Here is a 15,985-nt window from a genome sequence, read left to right as displayed (position 1 = left end):
CCGCGGCGCTGCTCCCGGCGCTCCGCGCCGGGAGGCGGGGCGAGTCGCTTCGCTCCCCGCCAGGGAGCCGCTGCGCGGCTCGCAGTGGGTCGATTCCCGTTGCCGTCGATCGAGTCGCTTCGCTCCTCTGAGTTTCCGAAATTAGGTTCTCACCTGCGCCTTTAATCGCCCCGTTCGATTCGGTCCCCCACACCCCAACGAGGCTGGGGAATCGGGTGGGTGCGCCCGACTCGCCGCCCACTCGCCTTCCCGCGCCACTCAATGTCATATCCACAGCATACCACCCACCCCCCATGCAACCCAACACAATCAAAATCTAAAAACAGCCAAAAATGTTGATCCACAACAGATTACGAACCTTACAAGCTGACATTTGTGCACAAAACACGTAAAGTCCTATTCACCAATTGATTACCGAAACATGTTGTCAATCAGCATCTTTCAAAAAACAGCTCAAAACCGGACGGAACAGACACCCGCGCGCCCGCCGACACCCCGGCGCCGGCACCCCCCGAACAGGTCGCCGGCGCCCCCACATCACAAACCGGGGACATGTCATCACACCAGGTCACAGCACCATTACGCCCACGGGTGCCGATGTCGCATCGATCCCACCCATAACCACCTACACACCGCCCAGAATGGGCAGCAGAGATTCAGCAGCGGATTCGCGTCGCTCGCGGCGACGCATGGGGAGGGAGCGCGTCATGGTGTTCGAGAGATTCTCCGATCAAGCCCGTCAAGTGGTCGTCCTCGCTGCCGGAGCCGCCCGCACCCACCACCAGAACTCCGTCGGCACCGAACACCTGCTGGTCGGGATCTTTGACGCCGGCGGCCCCGGAGCGGCAGCGCTGACCTTATGGGGCGTCACCGCGCCGGCACTCGAGAGCAAGCTCGCGGGTGCCAGCTCACCGGCGGGATCCGCCCCGGCCGCGGGGCACATCCCATTCACGCCGAAGACGAAGAAGGTCCTCGAGGGCAGCCTGCGCCAGACGGCACTGCTCGGGCACGAGGAGATTGGCACCGACCATCTCCTCCTGGCACTGCTCGACGACCCTGCCTCCACCGGCGCTCAAATCCTCACCGACCTTGTAACCCTCAGCATCGGCGAGATGCGTGAGCACCTCAGGCGCGAATTGGCCCAGCAGCCCACTCCCGGCCCCGCCCACCGCATCCCCATCCGGCTCAGCGACGACGAATACACCCGCGCCCACGCTGCCGCCCGCACCGCCGGCCAGAACCTCGAAACCTGGATCCACGACCGCATCACCGACGCCCTCGAACAACCCGAATAGCAGGTTCAACCGCCTACGACGAATCATCCGGGACGTGTCATAAGACCAGTTCAGATGGTCTTTCAATGCGGATCCTGCAGCCCACCCTCCAGGTGAGAGGTATCCGCGAGAGCGACCACCGCCCTGTTGCGCCAGTAATCGTCGTGCCGCAAATGGGTAATCGCCCCGGGCCTGGTCGCGAACGACGCGAACCCGACTGCCTCCGTCGGAACCTGCAGCCACGTAGTGACGACAAACGTCTGCGCATAGCCGTGGGTGACGACGACGTGGTCGTGATCGCGGTCCGCCATCAACTCCCGCACACACGCTTGCACCCGCGTCGCGACCTCGCGTCGAGTCTCCGCGCCCGGGACCGGTCCCCGGTGATCGAGCCGATCGTCATCCGGTGCCGGAATCTGCCGACCGGGACAACCACGCGTTCGGTCGCCCCTCAGCCTCCCCGAAACTGATCTCCCGCAACCTCGCATCCGCCGTGACCTCAGCACCAAGTGCGTCGGCGAGGATTCGCGCAGTCTCCGCGGCGCGTGCGAGATCAGACGTCGTAATCCGCAGCGGCCGGCCCATCTCCTCGCGGCGACGACGCAGCTCCTGCGCGACCAATCCGGCATCACGACGTCCCCGCGGTGTCAGCCGCGAGTCGAACCAGCCGCCCACCAGATCACGCTCGGTGTGCTCAGCATGCGGATGCGTCACGACAAACAGCTCATGCATGAACGGCACCATAAACCCCACTCACGCAAGGACACCGGGACGTGCCATCTTTCCAGGTCAGAGCACTCTTCGAGGCGGCGGTTCTTGCCGTCCATCCACGCGATCACGTCGAAGACGCGGAGCGCGGAGATCTCTTCGGGGAGGCCGCGGTCTGGGTGGCCGATACCGTTCAGTCAGACCTCGCTGGCTACGACTTCGTGCAGTGGCCCTCACAGGGACAACGCATGCTGCTGCCGCGCAAGCGCGACGATGGTCCGGTTTGGATCGATCCCCCCTACCGACGACACGGTTGCCGCCGTTGGCGAGCTATGTCAGCACATCGACCGGTAGGGAAGACCCTGGTCCGTGGTGTCAGGGCGTCCTGATCGCCCGTCGCGGCCAGGGGCATCGGCACACCGTTCGGGGCGAACGGTACCGACGGGCCGGATCCTGGAGTACGGTCCGCAAGAGACCGTCTCCAGAAATCTCGACAGACGCAGAGGAATCCTCATGTCTGAGACTCGTGCGAATGCAATGGATCACATGATCGTGGTCTTGTTCGAGAACCGATCGTTGGACAACGTGCTCGGCCACCTTTATGGCCCCGAGGACGGCAAGATCTTCGACGGTGTGATCGGCAAGGACCTGTCCAACCCGATCCCCGACTGGGCCGAGCACGGCGCCGAGCGCAAGGTCGTGCCGTACACCGTCGCCACGGACATGGACCTGCCCAACCCCGACTCCGGGGAGGAATACCCGCACACCAACACCCAGCTGTTCAACATCCAAAACGAGCACAACCGCTTCAAGCTCGGCGACGACATCACCGCGCCGTTCAACGCACCCGAGCCCGGGCAGACCCCGACGATGGACGGCTACGTCACGTCCTACATCAGCTGCTTCACCGCCGAGGAGGGCCGGCAGCCGACGTACGAGGAGTACGCGCAGATCATGACGGGCTACACGCCTGAGCAGATCCCCGTGTTGAACGGACTGGCACGGGCCTTCGGTGTGTTCGATCACTGGTTCTGCGAGGTGCCGTCCCAGACGCTGCCGAACCGTTCGTTCTGGACGGCGGCGACCTCGTCGGGGTTCAGTGTGAACGCGCCGGTGAAGAACTTCGCCCTCGACAACACCGCCGAGACGATCTTCAACCGGCTCGACGATCACCGCAAGACCTGGAAGATCTACGTCGCCGAACCACAACGGCTCTCGGGGACCGCCTTGGCCCATTTCCAACGCCTGAAGGACCGCGCCGCCACGAACATCGTGCCGTTCAGCGAATTCGAGAGCGACGCCGCCAACGGGACCCTGCCGGACTTCGCCTTCATCGAGCCCTGCCTCACCCTGGGCCACGCCGACTACCACCCGGCCTGCGGGCGAGCCATGGGACACGGCATCGCGATCCCCAGCTTCGATCCGCCATCGTCGATCCTGGGCGGCGAAGCGTTCCTGTCGCGGATCTACGACGTCTACAAGAACATGCAGTCCCCGACGGGCGCGAACGTCTGGAACACGACCTTGCTCATCGGCTGGGACGAACCAGGCGGTACCTACGACCACGTCCCGCCCCCCGCGGTACCGCCGCCCGATCCATCGGCGCCGGCCGGCCAGCACGGATTCACGTTCGACCGTTCCGGCTATCGGGTCCCCGCCATCATCGTGTCGCCGTGGGTGGCGGAAGGCGAGGTGTTCAACGAGGAGCACCGCCACACCTCACTCATCGCCACGCTGCGCGAGCAATGGAAACTCGGTGACCCATTCACGCAACGAGATGCGGCGGCCCGCACCTTCTCCCATGCGTTCACCCTCGACACGCCGCGCGACCCGAACACGTGGCCGGATCCCACACCGCGCCCGGTCCCCAAGTTCACGATGGATGCCCTCGCCCTCGGAACGGTCGTCTCGGTGCTCGGCAAGAACTTCCTCGACGGGTTGCGCGGTTACGCACACGAGCACGGGCTCACGATCGAAGGCGTCCCCGACGATCCGGACGCCGAGATCCCGGCGGAACATGTCATCGAGGTTCTGCAGAACTCCATGGCAATGTTCTTCCCCAAGCTCGCCCCGAACGCTTCCAGCCCGAGCACCCCGGTCACCAGCTGAACCCACCCGGGACGGGCGCTCGTTGACCGGCGCCGTCCCGACTGGAAGCGGTCGAGGCTGTCGGTGATCTCGGGCGATGCGCGCCCGCTGCAACCGATCTTCGCGCCGATTTCCGCAGTTCGTAGCGGTTGTCGCATAACCATCGGTTTTCGACAAACTGTTTTGAACCGACCAGGGGCGATCGACTGTGGGTTGACCGGGGCGTCGCGAGAACACATGTCGGACAAATTCAAGACGTGATTGAGTATCAGCGACTTTGGTCGCCCGCCGGAACGTACCAGTGGGATCGCGAACACATCGTTTCCCCGAGATCGGTGGACGCGATGACGAGCTCGACGACCTGCACCGACGGCTGCTCACTCGGGCGGTTGCGGTGATCATCGGGTTCCTGAGTTGTTCGTCAGGTTCAGGTGAGGACCCGAGGCCCGATGTGGTGGGCGAGTTCGAGTGCGAGTTCGAGCGCCAGCCGGCGTTCGCCGGGGCGGTGGCCGAGGAGTTCGGTTGCCCGCGCGATGCGTTGCAGGACGGTGTTGCGGTGGGTGTGCAGGCGGATCGCGGCGCGGGGTGCGTTGTCGGCTTCGTCGAGGAACACCCGCACGGTCTCCCGGAGCCGCGCTGCGCTGGGTGTGTCCGCGGCGAGCGGGCCCAACGTTGTGGCGACGAATTCGGCGGCGCGGTCTGGGTTTTGCGCTGCCAGCGCGGTGACTTCGAGGTCGCGGTAGAGCGCCAGGCGTGCGCCGTTCGGGTGCCCGCCGAGCAGCCGCTGGATGGTCAGCGCCGCGTCGTGTGAGCGGCGGAAGCCGGTGACGCCGGGTTGGGTGGGGCCGCCCGCGACGCGGACATTGGGTTGCGCCCGGCTGACCGCGTCGCGTAGGGCGTCGGGTGCGGGGTCGGAGTCGGTGCCGAGCCAGGCCCATAGTGTCGAGGTGCCGGCGGGCAGGGTCAGTGGAGGGCGTGCACCGGCGGCTCGGGCGAGGATGGTGGCGGCGGACTCCAGTGCGCCCTGGACCTCGCCGGGTGGTTGGGCCCACAGCACGAGCGCGGTGTGGCGTCGGGCGAGTTCGTATCCGAGGCGTTCGCCGGCGCGGCGGCTGTCGATCGGGGCACCGTCGAGGATCAGTCGGACGGTCTCGGTGCGGCGTGCGAGCGCACCGCCGAGGACCTCCTCGCGCTCGCGCTGTGCGTCGGCGATGACACGGCCGATCACGTGGTCGACGTACTCGAACAGGTGCCGCGAGAATGCCTCCACGACGAGGATGACGTTCCCGGTCATATTGGCATCGAATACGCCGTCCATGCCGAGGCAAGTCGCTGCGTCTAGGACCCGGTGCCGAAGGAGACCGCTGTCATCGCCCAGAGTGCCACGCTCTGGCGTTGTATCAACTCAGCTTCCGTTCAGTTGTGTCAGCCCGTCGGAGCGGGGGTCGGATCCGACCAGGAATGAGTCGTCTGCGGGGTCACGCCGGACCACTTGGAGGTGTCCGACCGAATCATCAAGCGGTTCCAGCATTTTCAGCCGGAAGCCTGTATCGCTCAGATCGAATACTGCGGGCGCGGGGACAACCCCGAGGTAACGGACCCGCGATCTGTGCAGACGGACGCCGTTCCCCTCGGTCAGAGGAGAACCACCGCCGCGACGACCGCGAGCAGGGTGACGATGCTCGAGATGACGACAGCGGTGAAAGTGGCCGGTGCGAATTGCCCGGATTCGAGCTGCCGGCTGATGACCCGATAGCGGACCGTGCCGTAGACCGAGACCAGCAGGCCCGCGGCGAGCAGGATGAAGCCGGCGGCCACGGCGTGGTCGCCGCGGTGCGGTGCGAATTTGGCGACCGCCACACCGAGTGCGGCGACGCTGATCCCGGTGCGGTGCCAGGCGAGATAGGTTCGCTCGTTCGCGAGGTGGTCGCGGGCGGTGCTCCCGGTGTTCGGCTGGGTGGGTCCGAAGATGTTACGGCTCATGCGGCCTCCCCGCTCTCGGGCGCAGCGTCGCGACACGCCCACCGATCGTGTACCAGTGCAGTCCGCGTCCGGCAGACGGCTCGGTGAGTCGACGTGGGCACGGCTCCGACGGGTCGGCCTGCGGGGACCACCTGCCTCTCCATCGTCCGGCACACCGCGTCTCGGTGTCTTCGCCCACCACGCACCACAAGGCGCCCGCCCCGTTCCTCCGCTGCGAACACAGCTACGGTGCTGGTCCCGGGCGGTTACGACGGGTTCGTTCGAGTCCGGTCCGGGCGGCGGTGGCGAGGAGTTTGACCACGATCGGTGACCGGGGCGGATCGGCTGGGATGAGAGCTCGGGCGTCGCGTTGGCGCGCCCGAAAGCCCATATGGGGCATAGCTGCCCATATGGGCTATAGGTTCTCGCGGCGTGCCTGTTCCGATCCGTCTCTACCTGGCGAAACAGACTCAGTTATCGGACGTCCCGGAATTCCGCTGCAGGCGGGATCGGCTGATTCCTCGCGCCTCTCCCCGCGCAGGTGTCGCACCGTCCGCATTCTGTGTTGTCGTCGAGGTCTGGGTCGTCGAGTTGTCGGCGAAGGAAAGCCATGCGGCAGCTATCGGTGTGCTGGTAGTCGATCATGGCCTGTTGCTCGGCGTTCCGAGCGTCCTCGAGTCCCTCGTAGCGTTCCCGGTCGTAGGTCCACCGTGCTCCAGTGTCGATCCACCCGCCGCGTACTCGCCGCACTACGCCGTCTATCTCGAGGACGCGCAGGACCATCTCCGTCCTCCGGCGATGAAGTTCGGTTTTCTCCGCTAGTGCCTTGATCGTGTGGGGTTTCTTCTTGTCGAGTGTGTCGAGTAGTCGCCGGACAACCTCTTCGCGGGGGAATGCGAGGGATCCGAAGTAGTCCCAGATTTCCTGGTCCTCTCGGCCCGGAAGCAGGATCACCTCCGCTCGGTCCGTGGCGCGGCCGGCGCGGCCGATCTGCTGGTAGTACGAGATCGGTGACGCTGGTGCGCCCACATGGACGACAAACCCGAGGTCGGGCTTGTCGAAGCCCATGCCCAATGCGGATGTCGCGACAAGTGCTTTCACTCTGTTGGCCAGAAGATCCGCTTCGAGCGTGACGCGCTTGTCGGCGTCGGTTCTCCCGGTGTAGACGCACACACTGTGTCCGCGCTCCGAGAGTGCGGTCTCCAGTTCTCGGGCCGCGTCGATTGTCAGGGCGTAGATGATGCCCGAGCCCGGCAGGTCACCGAGCCGATCTGCCAGCCAGATGCCGCGGTCGACGTGATCGTCGAGGTGAGTTACGGACAGGTGCAGCGAGGGCCGGTCCAAACCGCCCCGCAGGACGATCGCGCCGTCGTTGCTGCCGCTGGCTCCGACGCCGAGCTGCGCGGCAACGTCGGCAATCACCCGGTCGTTGGCCGTGGCGGTGGTCGCTAGGACTGGAATGCCGTCCGGCAGCTGAGCGAGGAGGCCGGCGATGGCCCTGTACGAGGGCCGGAAGTCGTGCCCCCAGTCCGAGACACAGTGCGCCTCGTCGATGACGACCAGGCCCGCAGTCGCGGCGAGGACTGGCAACACCTCCTCACGGAAGCGTGGATTGATCAGGCGCTCGGGGCTGATCAACAGCACATCGACCCGATCGGCGGCTATATCGGCGCGGATGCTCTCCCACTCGCTGAAGTTGTCGGAATTGATCGTCGCCGCGAGCACTCCCCCACGCTGCGCTGCTCCGACTTGGTTTCGCATCAAAGCCAGCAACGGTGACACGATCACCGTTGGGCCCATCTTTCGCGATCGCAGTAGCCTCGCGGCCACGAAATACACCGCAGACTTCCCCCACCCTGTCCGCTGCACCACCAGGGCACGTTTGCGGTGCACGACGAGCGCTTCGATAGCTGTCCATTGGTCTTGATGCAATGCCGCATGCGGTCCTGCAATGTCGCGCAGCAGCTCTTCCGCGTGATCGCGAAGATTCACCGGCGGAGCCAGGGTGGGGACGTGTCGTTCTTGCTGGTCATCCACTTGTTTCCTCGTCATTCTGGGTTCTGGCGGGGGCGTTATTGGGTGCAGTCGATGTGCACGGACAGGTAGACCCGGCCGGTGCCGTAGGGGGAGTTCCAGTCCTGCGGGGCCGCGGCGGTGGCGGCGATGTCGAGTTGGTCGGGCTGCGACCAGTCCACCGATCTCAGGCTGTCGAGGTACTTGTTCGTGGTGTCGATGTCGCCGGAGAGGCCCTGGTCGGTGTTCTCGACGGTCAGCACCTGCGACGGGTGTGAGGTCTTGATGATCCAGCCGTGGGGGGCGCTGATCTCGACGGCCAGGTCGTCTCCGTTGCCGAAGCATCGGGCGGTGACGTCTTCGGGTTTGGGTGTGGTGATCTCGTTGTCGGAGTGCTGTTCTCCCCAGCCGATGATGATGCTGCCGAGGTCGTCGCTGGAATCGGTGACGACGGTGCCGCTTTGAGATGCGGACACACTGGCCGCGGCGCGGCCGTCGTCGCCGCCGCACGCGGTCAGCGCAGCCAACGCGCCCACGGCCACGGCGGTGGCGGTGGCGGCTGCGGATCTGCGGATGCGGTGCACGCTCATCTGTTGGTCCTCTCCGGGATCGCGAAGGCGGCCGGCACGTGGCCGGCCGCCTCGTTGCGTGTGACGGTGTTTAGGTGATGACGTCGACGAACCAGCGGCCGTCGATCTGTTTGGTGGTGATGGTCTGGGTGAACTGGGTCGCTGGTTGACCGGGGCGCATCTCGGAGAGGACCACCGAGTAGTGGCCGCCGGAGATGGTGATGGTGCGCAGGCAGTAGTTGGTTCCGATCGGGACGGTGTCGATGCCGGCCTGGATCTTCTCCGGTGCCGGGAGCGGCGAGTCCGGTGCGGCGAGGGCGCGGGCGGCCTGCCCGGATCGGGTCACGTAGTAGGCGTGCTCGAACGCGGCGATCACCCCTTCCCCGCTCTTCTGGTCTCCGCGGTCGGTGCGGCACTCGTCGCCGACGTCACTGGCGGCTGTGGGGCTCTGTGCGGCCTCGGTCGCCTGCGTGGGGGCGGGAGTGACCAGCTCGTCGAGTGCGGCCGCCGACGGGGCAGCGGGAGTGGTTGTTGCGGACTCGTCGGGCTGCAGCACGCTCCAGCCGACGGCACCGGCCGCGGCGATGGCCACCGCGGCGGCGACGGCGGTTTTCTTGCCGCCCCGAAGGGCCACCTTGCGTGCTCGTTTCGGTGGGGTCGGGTGCTGCGCTGGTGCGGTCAGGTCGGCGCGGCCGCCGGGCGACGCGGTCGTGCTGCGTCGGCCCGGCGTCGCCGTGGTGGTGGGTGCGGCCCCGAGAGTGTCGATCACTGCCGGATGCCGGGTCGACTTGCGCGGTGTGATGCTCGGCCGGTTCACGGCCACCACCCCTTTCCTGGTTAGGCTGCGGCGTTCTCGAAGGTCGACAGGAGCGTGTTGACCTCGGTCGGCATGGCGGTGCGCAGGTCGGCACCGGCCTCGAGGAGCTGGTTGCCGCCGGGCTGTTCGGCCACCCAGGAGGCGGCCTGTGCCCCGGCGTCCTGGACCTGGTCGACGGCCGGGGTGGCGGCCGGGGCGGCCTGGTCCGCCCAGTCGGTGGCCTGCTCGAGGACTGCGCTGCCGGTGGAGCTGGCGGTGGCGGTGTCGGCGAACTGTGCTGCGGCCTGGGTGTTCTGCTCGACGAACGCGGCCGCCGGCTCCAGGTCGATCACCGGGGCGGGCTCGGGAGCGGGCGCCGGGGCGGACTCGACTGCCGGGGCCTCGGGGGCCGGTGCCGGGGCGGGTTCGGGTGCCTCGCCCATGTTCTCGCCGGCGCCGTATGCGGCGCCGATGGCACCACCGATAGCGGCACCGACTGCGGCACCGGCAACAGCAGCCGGGAGCCCGACGGCTGCGGCGCCACTTGCAGCACCGATACCCGCACCGGCGGCGCCGCCGGCGACCGCGCCGGGAACCGCGCCGACGATGGGCACCGTAATCGCGCCGACCGGTCCCATGATCGATGCTCCCGCGACCGTGCCGATGACCGCGCCACCGGCGGCACCGAGAGTTGCGGCGGGCACACCGGCGACGACCGCACCGGTTACCGCACCGAGGGCGACACCGGCGGCGGCGCCTGCGGCGATCCGGTCCGAGCGGGTCGTCTCGATGCCGAGCGAGTTGAAGAACGTCGCACCCTGAGCTTCGAGAATGGACGAGGTGTTGTTGAGCTTGTCCGCCTCCTCCCGGGGGAGCCAGTCGGGCCGCGGGCCGCTGAGTGCGCCGAAGCGGTAGGTGTCGGGGGCCGCCTGGATCGGGGCGACGGGCTTGCCCGGCTCGGGTGCAGGTTCCGGTGCCCGGTACGCCTCCGGGACCACCTGCTCGTCGGACTCTGCCGACGGCGCCGGGGCGTAGTAGTAGGTGGGCTCGTTGTAGGTGGGCACCGAACGGGTCGGAGCGTTCTGGTACTCCACCGGGATCGGGATGTAGGTGTCCCAATCCTCGGTCGTGCCACCGCCGTTGTCGGCTTCCTGCGCGGGCGCGGCGGGCTCGGGGGTGGGGGTGTTGACGCCGGCCTGGCCGCCCTCGTTGGTCACCCCGGCCTGACCGCCGTTGTCGGTGATTCCGGCCTGACCGGGTGCAGCGTTCGCCGAGGGGGCGAGGGACAGACCCGCGGCGATGCAGGCGGCCACGACCGCCGCGGTGGCTCCGATCGGGGCGGTGTGCTTACGGTGCCGGCCGATCTGTCGGCGTGCGGCGCGGTTATCGGGAGTGCTCATCTCGGTTGCTGCCTTTCCTGGGTGACGGGAGAGTCGGGGGCGGAGAGAGACCTGGGCGGGCGGGTGCGAGGGTGGCCGGATCAGCGCGCGGCGGTCATCAGTTCGACGACGGTCGCGGCGATCACGGTCAACGACGTCGTGGTGGCGGGGCGGAGTCTGGCGGGGACGATGCGTTCACCGGAGGCGAACAACGGCTCGAAGGGCATCCGCAACACCGGCACTGCGTATTCGCAGAACGCCTCGACGGCGTCGTGTTCGACGATCGGCGCGTCGCCCGGACCGTCGGTGATGACGACGACCGTGCGGCCAAGAACGTCGCTGCCCGTGGCGGACAGGTGCAGCAGCAACCGTTCGGCGGACGAGGCGGCGTCGAAGCGCAGCGGGGCCGGGATAACGAGCACGTCGGCGGCCGAGATCGCCCACTGCCAGCTGCCGGCGAGGGGGTTGTTGCCGGTGTCGGCGACGAGGATGTCGCGGTGCTGGGCGAGGATGTCGGCCAGTTTCGCGGCGTCGTCGTAGCTCAGTCCCGACTCCGCGCCTCGGCGGCCGGCGACGATGTCTTCACCGGACGGCTGGCGGGTCATGTACCGCGAAAGTGCCGACGGCCGGATCGCGGCCGCGGTATCGGGGTGGGCGGCCAGCAGTCCGACCACGTCGCGCCCCTCGGCGGGAGGAACACCGACCCGATCGGCGAGACTGCCACCGATCTCGGCGAGATCCGCGCACGCGACCGTGCTGCCGCCGCGCACGGTCGCCAGCATCTGGGCCAGGGCCACCGCAAACGGGGTCTTGCCGACCCCGCCCTTGCAGTTGGCCACGGTCACGACCGAGAAGTCGGGAATCGGGCTGATGATCGTCGCTTCGGATGCGCGCAGCCGCATCTCGGCCGACTGTGCCTTCGGAGCAAGGCTGAGACCGAGGACCGCGTTGAGCCGGCCGCGCATCCCCAGACGCGCGGGTTCCCCGGCACCCGGGGTGACCTCAGGCGCCACCAGCGCCGACCCCGCCCGGCGGGGCGTGCTGGCTGCGGGGCCGCGCGGGCGGCCCTCGTCGGGGGCCCGGCGAGCCGAGTGGCCGATGGGCTCGACCGTGACACTGACCGGCTCGGGAACGGCGCCCTCATACGGTTCCGGGGTGGCCGGCGCGGTGGGCACCACCGGTTCGATGGGGCCGGTCGGGGCGGACCGCGACGCGGTGCCGTCGGGTCCGACCGTGATCTGGGTGGAACGTCCCGAACGCTGCACCGCGACCTCCACCGGGCCGCCCGCTTCCACCGCACGCGCCTGGCTGTACTCGTAGATGCGGTTGTGGATCGGCTTCCCGTCGGTGGCGACGATCTCCTCGTCGGTCCCCGCGATACGCGCGGTGGTATCCGAGAGGATCTCGACAGTGAATGCGTTCACCGGGGTCACCCTCCGAATGCGCCGACGGACAGCTCGGAGTCCATCTCGGCCACGGTCTTGTCGGCGTTGTCGAGTGCGGCGAGCGCGTCGGTGCGGGCCTGACCGTCCGGGAGCACCTCGATGATCTGGCGGCGCAACGTGACCGCGGCCTTGAACTCGTCGAGCCGGGAGCGGGTGAGCTCCTGGTCGTCGGAGAGCTTGGGCAGCCAGGTCGGCACCGCGTCCTTGAGAACCCTGCGCAGTTCGGTGATCACAGGGTCGTTTCCGCCCTTCGTCGCGAACGGCTCCCGCAGGATCGTGACGTCCTCGGTGGTGGGGGTGATGGACTGGGAGATGCGGCGGCTCATGACTGGGTCCTCCTGGTGTGGGTGGTGCGATGAAAATCGGGTGGGTGAGGTTCAGAGGCGGGGGGCGGTGATCGGCCCGAGAAGGCCGCCGATCGTGCCCCCGGCGAGGGCCGCTGCGCCGGCCACGGAAATCCCTGGCACTGCTGCGGTGAAGGCACCGCCGGGGGCATACCGGTGGGTGTCGGATGCTTTGTCGTGGCGTGGGAGGCCGAGGACTGTGTCGAGGACTGTGCAGATGTCCTGGGCGTCGGTCTTGTCGGTCATAGCGATTCCTTTCGTTGAGGCTCTGTGGGCGTGTCAGACGGTCGTGAGGATCTGGTCGGGTTCGGGAAGGAACACCACATCGGTGGGGCCGTAGTGGACGTTGGTTTTCAGTCGCCCGCCGGTGCCGATCGACAGCGTCGTTTCGAGGACGTCACCGGTGTCCTTGTCGCGGATGACGGTGACCGTGTCGACGGTCACCGGAACCTCGTTGCCCTGGTCGTCGACGAGGAGGATGACCATCCCCTCGGTGACGGCCGAGGCCGGGATCGCGTCAGCAGGGCTGTCACCGAGCACGACCGGCTCGAGAACATCCCCGCGCTCGCGCGCCCGCTGTGCCAGAACTCGTTCGGATTCGACGAAATCGCGCAGTTCCTTCGAGTAGAACTGCAACGTCGGGGGCTCGACTGGGGTCAGTCCTCGCACGATCGCCTTTTCTGCCTCCGAGAGCTGGTTCCATTTATTCGGGTGCGGGTCGACGTTCGGGGTCCACCACATCTGCGCATCCACCGGGGATCCGTCGAGGGAGGTGACCACGCCTCGGCCGGGGACGGAGGTGTCGACCTCGCGGCCAACCGTGGAGTCGCCCCACATCATCAGCGCACCGTCCTGGGAGAGGTGACCGAGGCTCATGCGGGTGCCGAAGTTGTCACGGGCGTTGCCGGAGGCGCCACCAAACAGCGAGGCGTCCGGGCGTTGCACCCCGAGCAGCAGGCGGATGCCGGCCGAACGGGCGAGGACAGCAAGGTCCGCCCACGCGCCGAGCGGATCGAGTTCTTTGAGCAGTGCACGGGTTTCGTCGTCACCCGTCTTGGCTAGCGCCTGCCACTTCCCGGAGAGGATGAAGAACTCGTCGAGCACCGCGATCATCAGCGGCAGCTGGGACGGTTCGATCTTCTTCACGTGCACGTACCGGTTACGGGCCATCATCTCCGCGTGCAGTGCGCGCACCAGCATCGCCGCGCGGACAAAGTCGTAGACGATCGCAGCACACCCGGGGTAGCCCTCGAGACCGTCGAGTTCGATCATCTTCGGATCGACACCGACGAACGGGATACCGCGGCGAGCCGCCTCGGTGAGCAGGGTGCGAATCACGGAGGTCTTGCCGCCACCGGTCGGGCCGACGATCAACGCGTGCGGTTTGTTCGACTTCGTCGAGACATCCCAGTACAGACTCAGGTTGCCGGCCCCGGTCGCGTACGGCAGGTGGCGCAGGTTCTCGTCGACCAACTCGAGCGGGTGGTCGACACGGGTGGGCAGCGGCGCCCGCAGTCGCATCACCAAGAACCCTTCGGACGGGGTCCACTGGGTGGCCCAGGTACGGCCCGACTCGTGGTCACCGGCGAGGGAGGCGAGTGCTTCCTCGACCTTGGCCTGGAAGCCGCGTGCCCCGCTGTTGAGCGAGCGGGTGAAGGTGATCATGTAGCCGGTCTCGACACCGTTCTCGTCGCGGGTGTCGACGGTGACGACCGGGTCTTTGAGCGGGCCGTCTTTGAGTGCCAGTTCGAGTGCCTTGTGACGCGCCGAGCGGGTGTCCGCCTCGGTCAGCTTGCGGGTAATCAGGATCCGGTCGCGGTGCGCGTCGTGGCGGACGGTGTAGGTGTACTTCCCGGTGCGCGACCCAGCCGAGCCGCGGACTGCGGCGGTGAATTCGTCCATCTCCTTCGGGCGGATGATCGCACCGCGCGGCAGCTTGATCTTCGCGGTCCGCAACGCGCCGATGCCGGGAGGGAACGGCACGCTCACTTTCACCGGTAGGTGCCGGGTGGTCTGGCGGATCTGAGCCTCGAGCATCACGCGCTGACGGTGGCCCCGGAACCGGGCGATGTCGACTGCGGACCAGGCCGCGCCGAGGAGTGCTAGCGGCAGCGTGTGCTCGTGGAGTGCGGCGAGGATCTCGCCCATCCCGTTGACTGTCTCGACGACGGTGGTCTCCGCCAATTCGGGTGAGTAGAAGGCGAGGCCGGCAGCGGCTACCGGAATGGGGGCGAAGGTCCGGTAGGGGGCGACGGCAGGCTTCGCCGCGGCCGCCTGCTCAGCGCGAGCGTTGCGACTGCCCGGGCCCGGACCGAACAGCTCGACGAGGAAGTCCTTCAGCGGATCTCGCTGTGCCATCGCCTCGCTCCTCTCGTCGTGTCGAGCCCGGTGCCTGTGTGGTCGGGCGTTGTGGATGTGCACCTTGGCAGGACTGCACGGTTTCGCTCAACCAGCCCTGTGGATAACTTTTTTGTGCCCGTTCGGAGGGCCTGGCTGCGGCACCGTTGTGGAGGGTCGTTGCGGTGCGCGCGCTGGATGTGTCGGGGGCTCTGAGGCATCCACGCCGGAGCCTGTGTCCGGCACCTCGAAGAGGCCATGCGGAGGTGGTCTCGGAGACCTCTGGGGACGGTGCCGACGACCCCCTTTTCGAGGGGCGTGGCGGACCCTCCGAGACGGCTCGCGCGGACCGTCAGCGAAGCGTCCGAACGAGGGTGCGGAAACCACTCTCACGGGTGGTGCGCAGTGGCCCGAAACGGCGTCCACTGGGGGCTGCCGCGCCGGCCGCTGCGCGCCGTCATCGAGCCGCTGATCGACCCCGCTCCCTGTGCCCCTTCCGGCCGTCTCGCACAGCCTCTGAGCTGCACTCTCTGAAATGGGTTGGCGCGGCGGGATTTCCATAGGTACACTCCCCCCTAGGCCCGAAGGGCCGGGGGGAGTGACCCCGAAGGGGAGGGCGTTTTCGCCCCTCTTTCGGAGCGGTCCGAAGCACCCCCTGTAGCACCGCCTGATTGCACTCCTCTGAGCCAGGCCTTCGCATCGCTCGCTGATCCCCTGTCTCTGAACCCCGTCCGGGCCTGGCTCACGCCGCGCTGCCGGACCGGGTCTCCCCCACCTCGTCAGCGCTTGTGGCGCAGCCCCTTTTCCGAAGTCCGAACGGACAGTCGGACAAGACCCCTGCGCAGCGTGTGTCGATGCACCACGGAAGACCCCTGCGAGGGCACCCCTAGAGCTTCGCCGTCACCGGGGTGTTTCACCGTGCACGCCGCGGGCCATCACACGGGCTCTGAGGACGAGGGCTAGCCGTGACAATCTGCCGTCCCGGTGCGGGTGTCCTCGTCCACTCGGCGGAGGCTGTTGCCCGACCGGCCTTGCCGACGGCCTGGGTGGGCCCGTTTCGGACCGGTCTC

12 protein-coding genes and 2 pseudogenes are annotated in these 15,985 nt (G+C 67.6%); 2 read left to right on the top strand and 12 right to left on the bottom strand.

Annotated elements, in window-relative coordinates:
- Window positions 1–707: 707 nt before the first annotated feature.
- Window positions 708–1,295, top strand: coding sequence for a Clp protease N-terminal domain-containing protein (locus CJ179_RS49830; RefSeq protein ID WP_095866432.1), 588 nt, complete (start codon window positions 708–710; stop codon window positions 1,293–1,295).
- Between the two features lie 62 nt (window positions 1,296–1,357).
- Here the strand turns inward: CJ179_RS49830 and CJ179_RS53655 are convergent, their stop codons facing one another.
- Together CJ179_RS53655 and CJ179_RS53650 are read right to left on the bottom strand one after the other, a co-directional pair.
- Window positions 1,358–1,762 carry a histidine phosphatase family protein gene (locus tag CJ179_RS53655; RefSeq protein ID WP_257016433.1) on the bottom strand — a complete coding sequence of 135 codons (405 nt, stop codon included), beginning with the start codon at window positions 1,760–1,762 and terminating at the stop codon, window positions 1,358–1,360.
- On the bottom strand, window positions 1,674–2,006 hold the full coding sequence (locus tag CJ179_RS53650) for a histidine phosphatase family protein (protein WP_257016432.1): 333 nt from the start codon (window positions 2,004–2,006) through the stop codon (window positions 1,674–1,676). Before CJ179_RS53650 ends, CJ179_RS53655 begins: the two co-directional genes overlap by 89 nt.
- Before the next feature lie 489 nt (window positions 2,007–2,495).
- Between CJ179_RS53650 and CJ179_RS49815 the strand changes: the two genes are divergently transcribed.
- Entirely contained in the window at window positions 2,496–4,091 is a 1,596-nt protein-coding gene (locus tag CJ179_RS49815) for an alkaline phosphatase family protein (protein ID WP_095866431.1), read from the top strand.
- 406 nt (window positions 4,092–4,497) lie between these two features.
- On the opposite strand, the pseudogene CJ179_RS49810 reads toward CJ179_RS49815, so the two are convergent.
- The 10 genes and pseudogenes from CJ179_RS49810 to CJ179_RS49765 form a co-directional block, all read right to left on the bottom strand.
- Window positions 4,498–5,328 (bottom strand): annotated as a pseudogene (locus tag CJ179_RS49810) (PucR family transcriptional regulator); the annotation flags it as partial.
- A 377-nt stretch (window positions 5,329–5,705) separates the two neighbouring features.
- The gene (locus CJ179_RS49805) at window positions 5,706–6,053 is read right to left on the bottom strand and encodes a YidH family protein (RefSeq protein WP_095866430.1); all 348 of its coding nucleotides are present in this window, start codon (window positions 6,051–6,053) and stop codon (window positions 5,706–5,708) included.
- 510 nt (window positions 6,054–6,563) lie between these two features.
- Window positions 6,564–8,084, bottom strand: a pseudogene (locus CJ179_RS49800) (ATP-dependent DNA helicase RecQ); the annotation flags it as partial.
- 20 nt (window positions 8,085–8,104) lie between these two features.
- Window positions 8,105–8,635, bottom strand: coding sequence for a hypothetical protein (locus CJ179_RS49795; RefSeq protein ID WP_095866428.1), 531 nt, complete (start codon window positions 8,633–8,635; stop codon window positions 8,105–8,107).
- A 70-nt stretch (window positions 8,636–8,705) separates the two neighbouring features.
- Window positions 8,706–9,431 carry a hypothetical protein gene (locus tag CJ179_RS49790; protein WP_306454283.1) on the bottom strand — a complete coding sequence of 242 codons (726 nt, stop codon included), beginning with the start codon at window positions 9,429–9,431 and terminating at the stop codon, window positions 8,706–8,708.
- Between the two features lie 20 nt (window positions 9,432–9,451).
- A complete protein-coding gene (locus CJ179_RS49785; RefSeq protein ID WP_095866427.1) occupies window positions 9,452–10,810 on the bottom strand; it encodes a hypothetical protein in 1,359 nt (452 codons plus the stop codon).
- Window positions 10,811–10,890: 80 nt separating this feature from the next.
- Window positions 10,891–12,213, bottom strand: coding sequence for a chromosome partitioning protein ParA (locus tag CJ179_RS49780; protein WP_095866440.1), 1,323 nt, complete (start codon window positions 12,211–12,213; stop codon window positions 10,891–10,893).
- Between the two features lie 5 nt (window positions 12,214–12,218).
- Window positions 12,219–12,560, bottom strand: a complete 342-nt coding sequence (locus tag CJ179_RS49775) for a hypothetical protein (RefSeq protein ID WP_095866426.1) — start codon at window positions 12,558–12,560, stop codon at window positions 12,219–12,221.
- Between the two features lie 51 nt (window positions 12,561–12,611).
- The gene (locus CJ179_RS49770; RefSeq protein WP_095866425.1) at window positions 12,612–12,824 is read right to left on the bottom strand and encodes a hypothetical protein; all 213 of its coding nucleotides are present in this window, start codon (window positions 12,822–12,824) and stop codon (window positions 12,612–12,614) included.
- A 33-nt stretch (window positions 12,825–12,857) separates the two neighbouring features.
- Window positions 12,858–14,936, bottom strand: a complete 2,079-nt coding sequence (locus CJ179_RS49765) for an FtsK/SpoIIIE domain-containing protein (RefSeq protein ID WP_095866424.1) — start codon at window positions 14,934–14,936, stop codon at window positions 12,858–12,860.
- Window positions 14,937–15,985 lie beyond the last annotated feature (1,049 nt).

Origin of the sequence: Rhodococcus sp. ACS1 (genome assembly GCF_002300155.1) — a bacterium.
Classification (GTDB): Bacteria; Actinomycetota; Actinomycetes; order Mycobacteriales; family Mycobacteriaceae; genus Rhodococcus_F; species Rhodococcus_F koreensis.
Note: the sequence above shows the minus strand (reverse complement) of the source record. Positions and strands in the feature narration are given on the sequence as shown.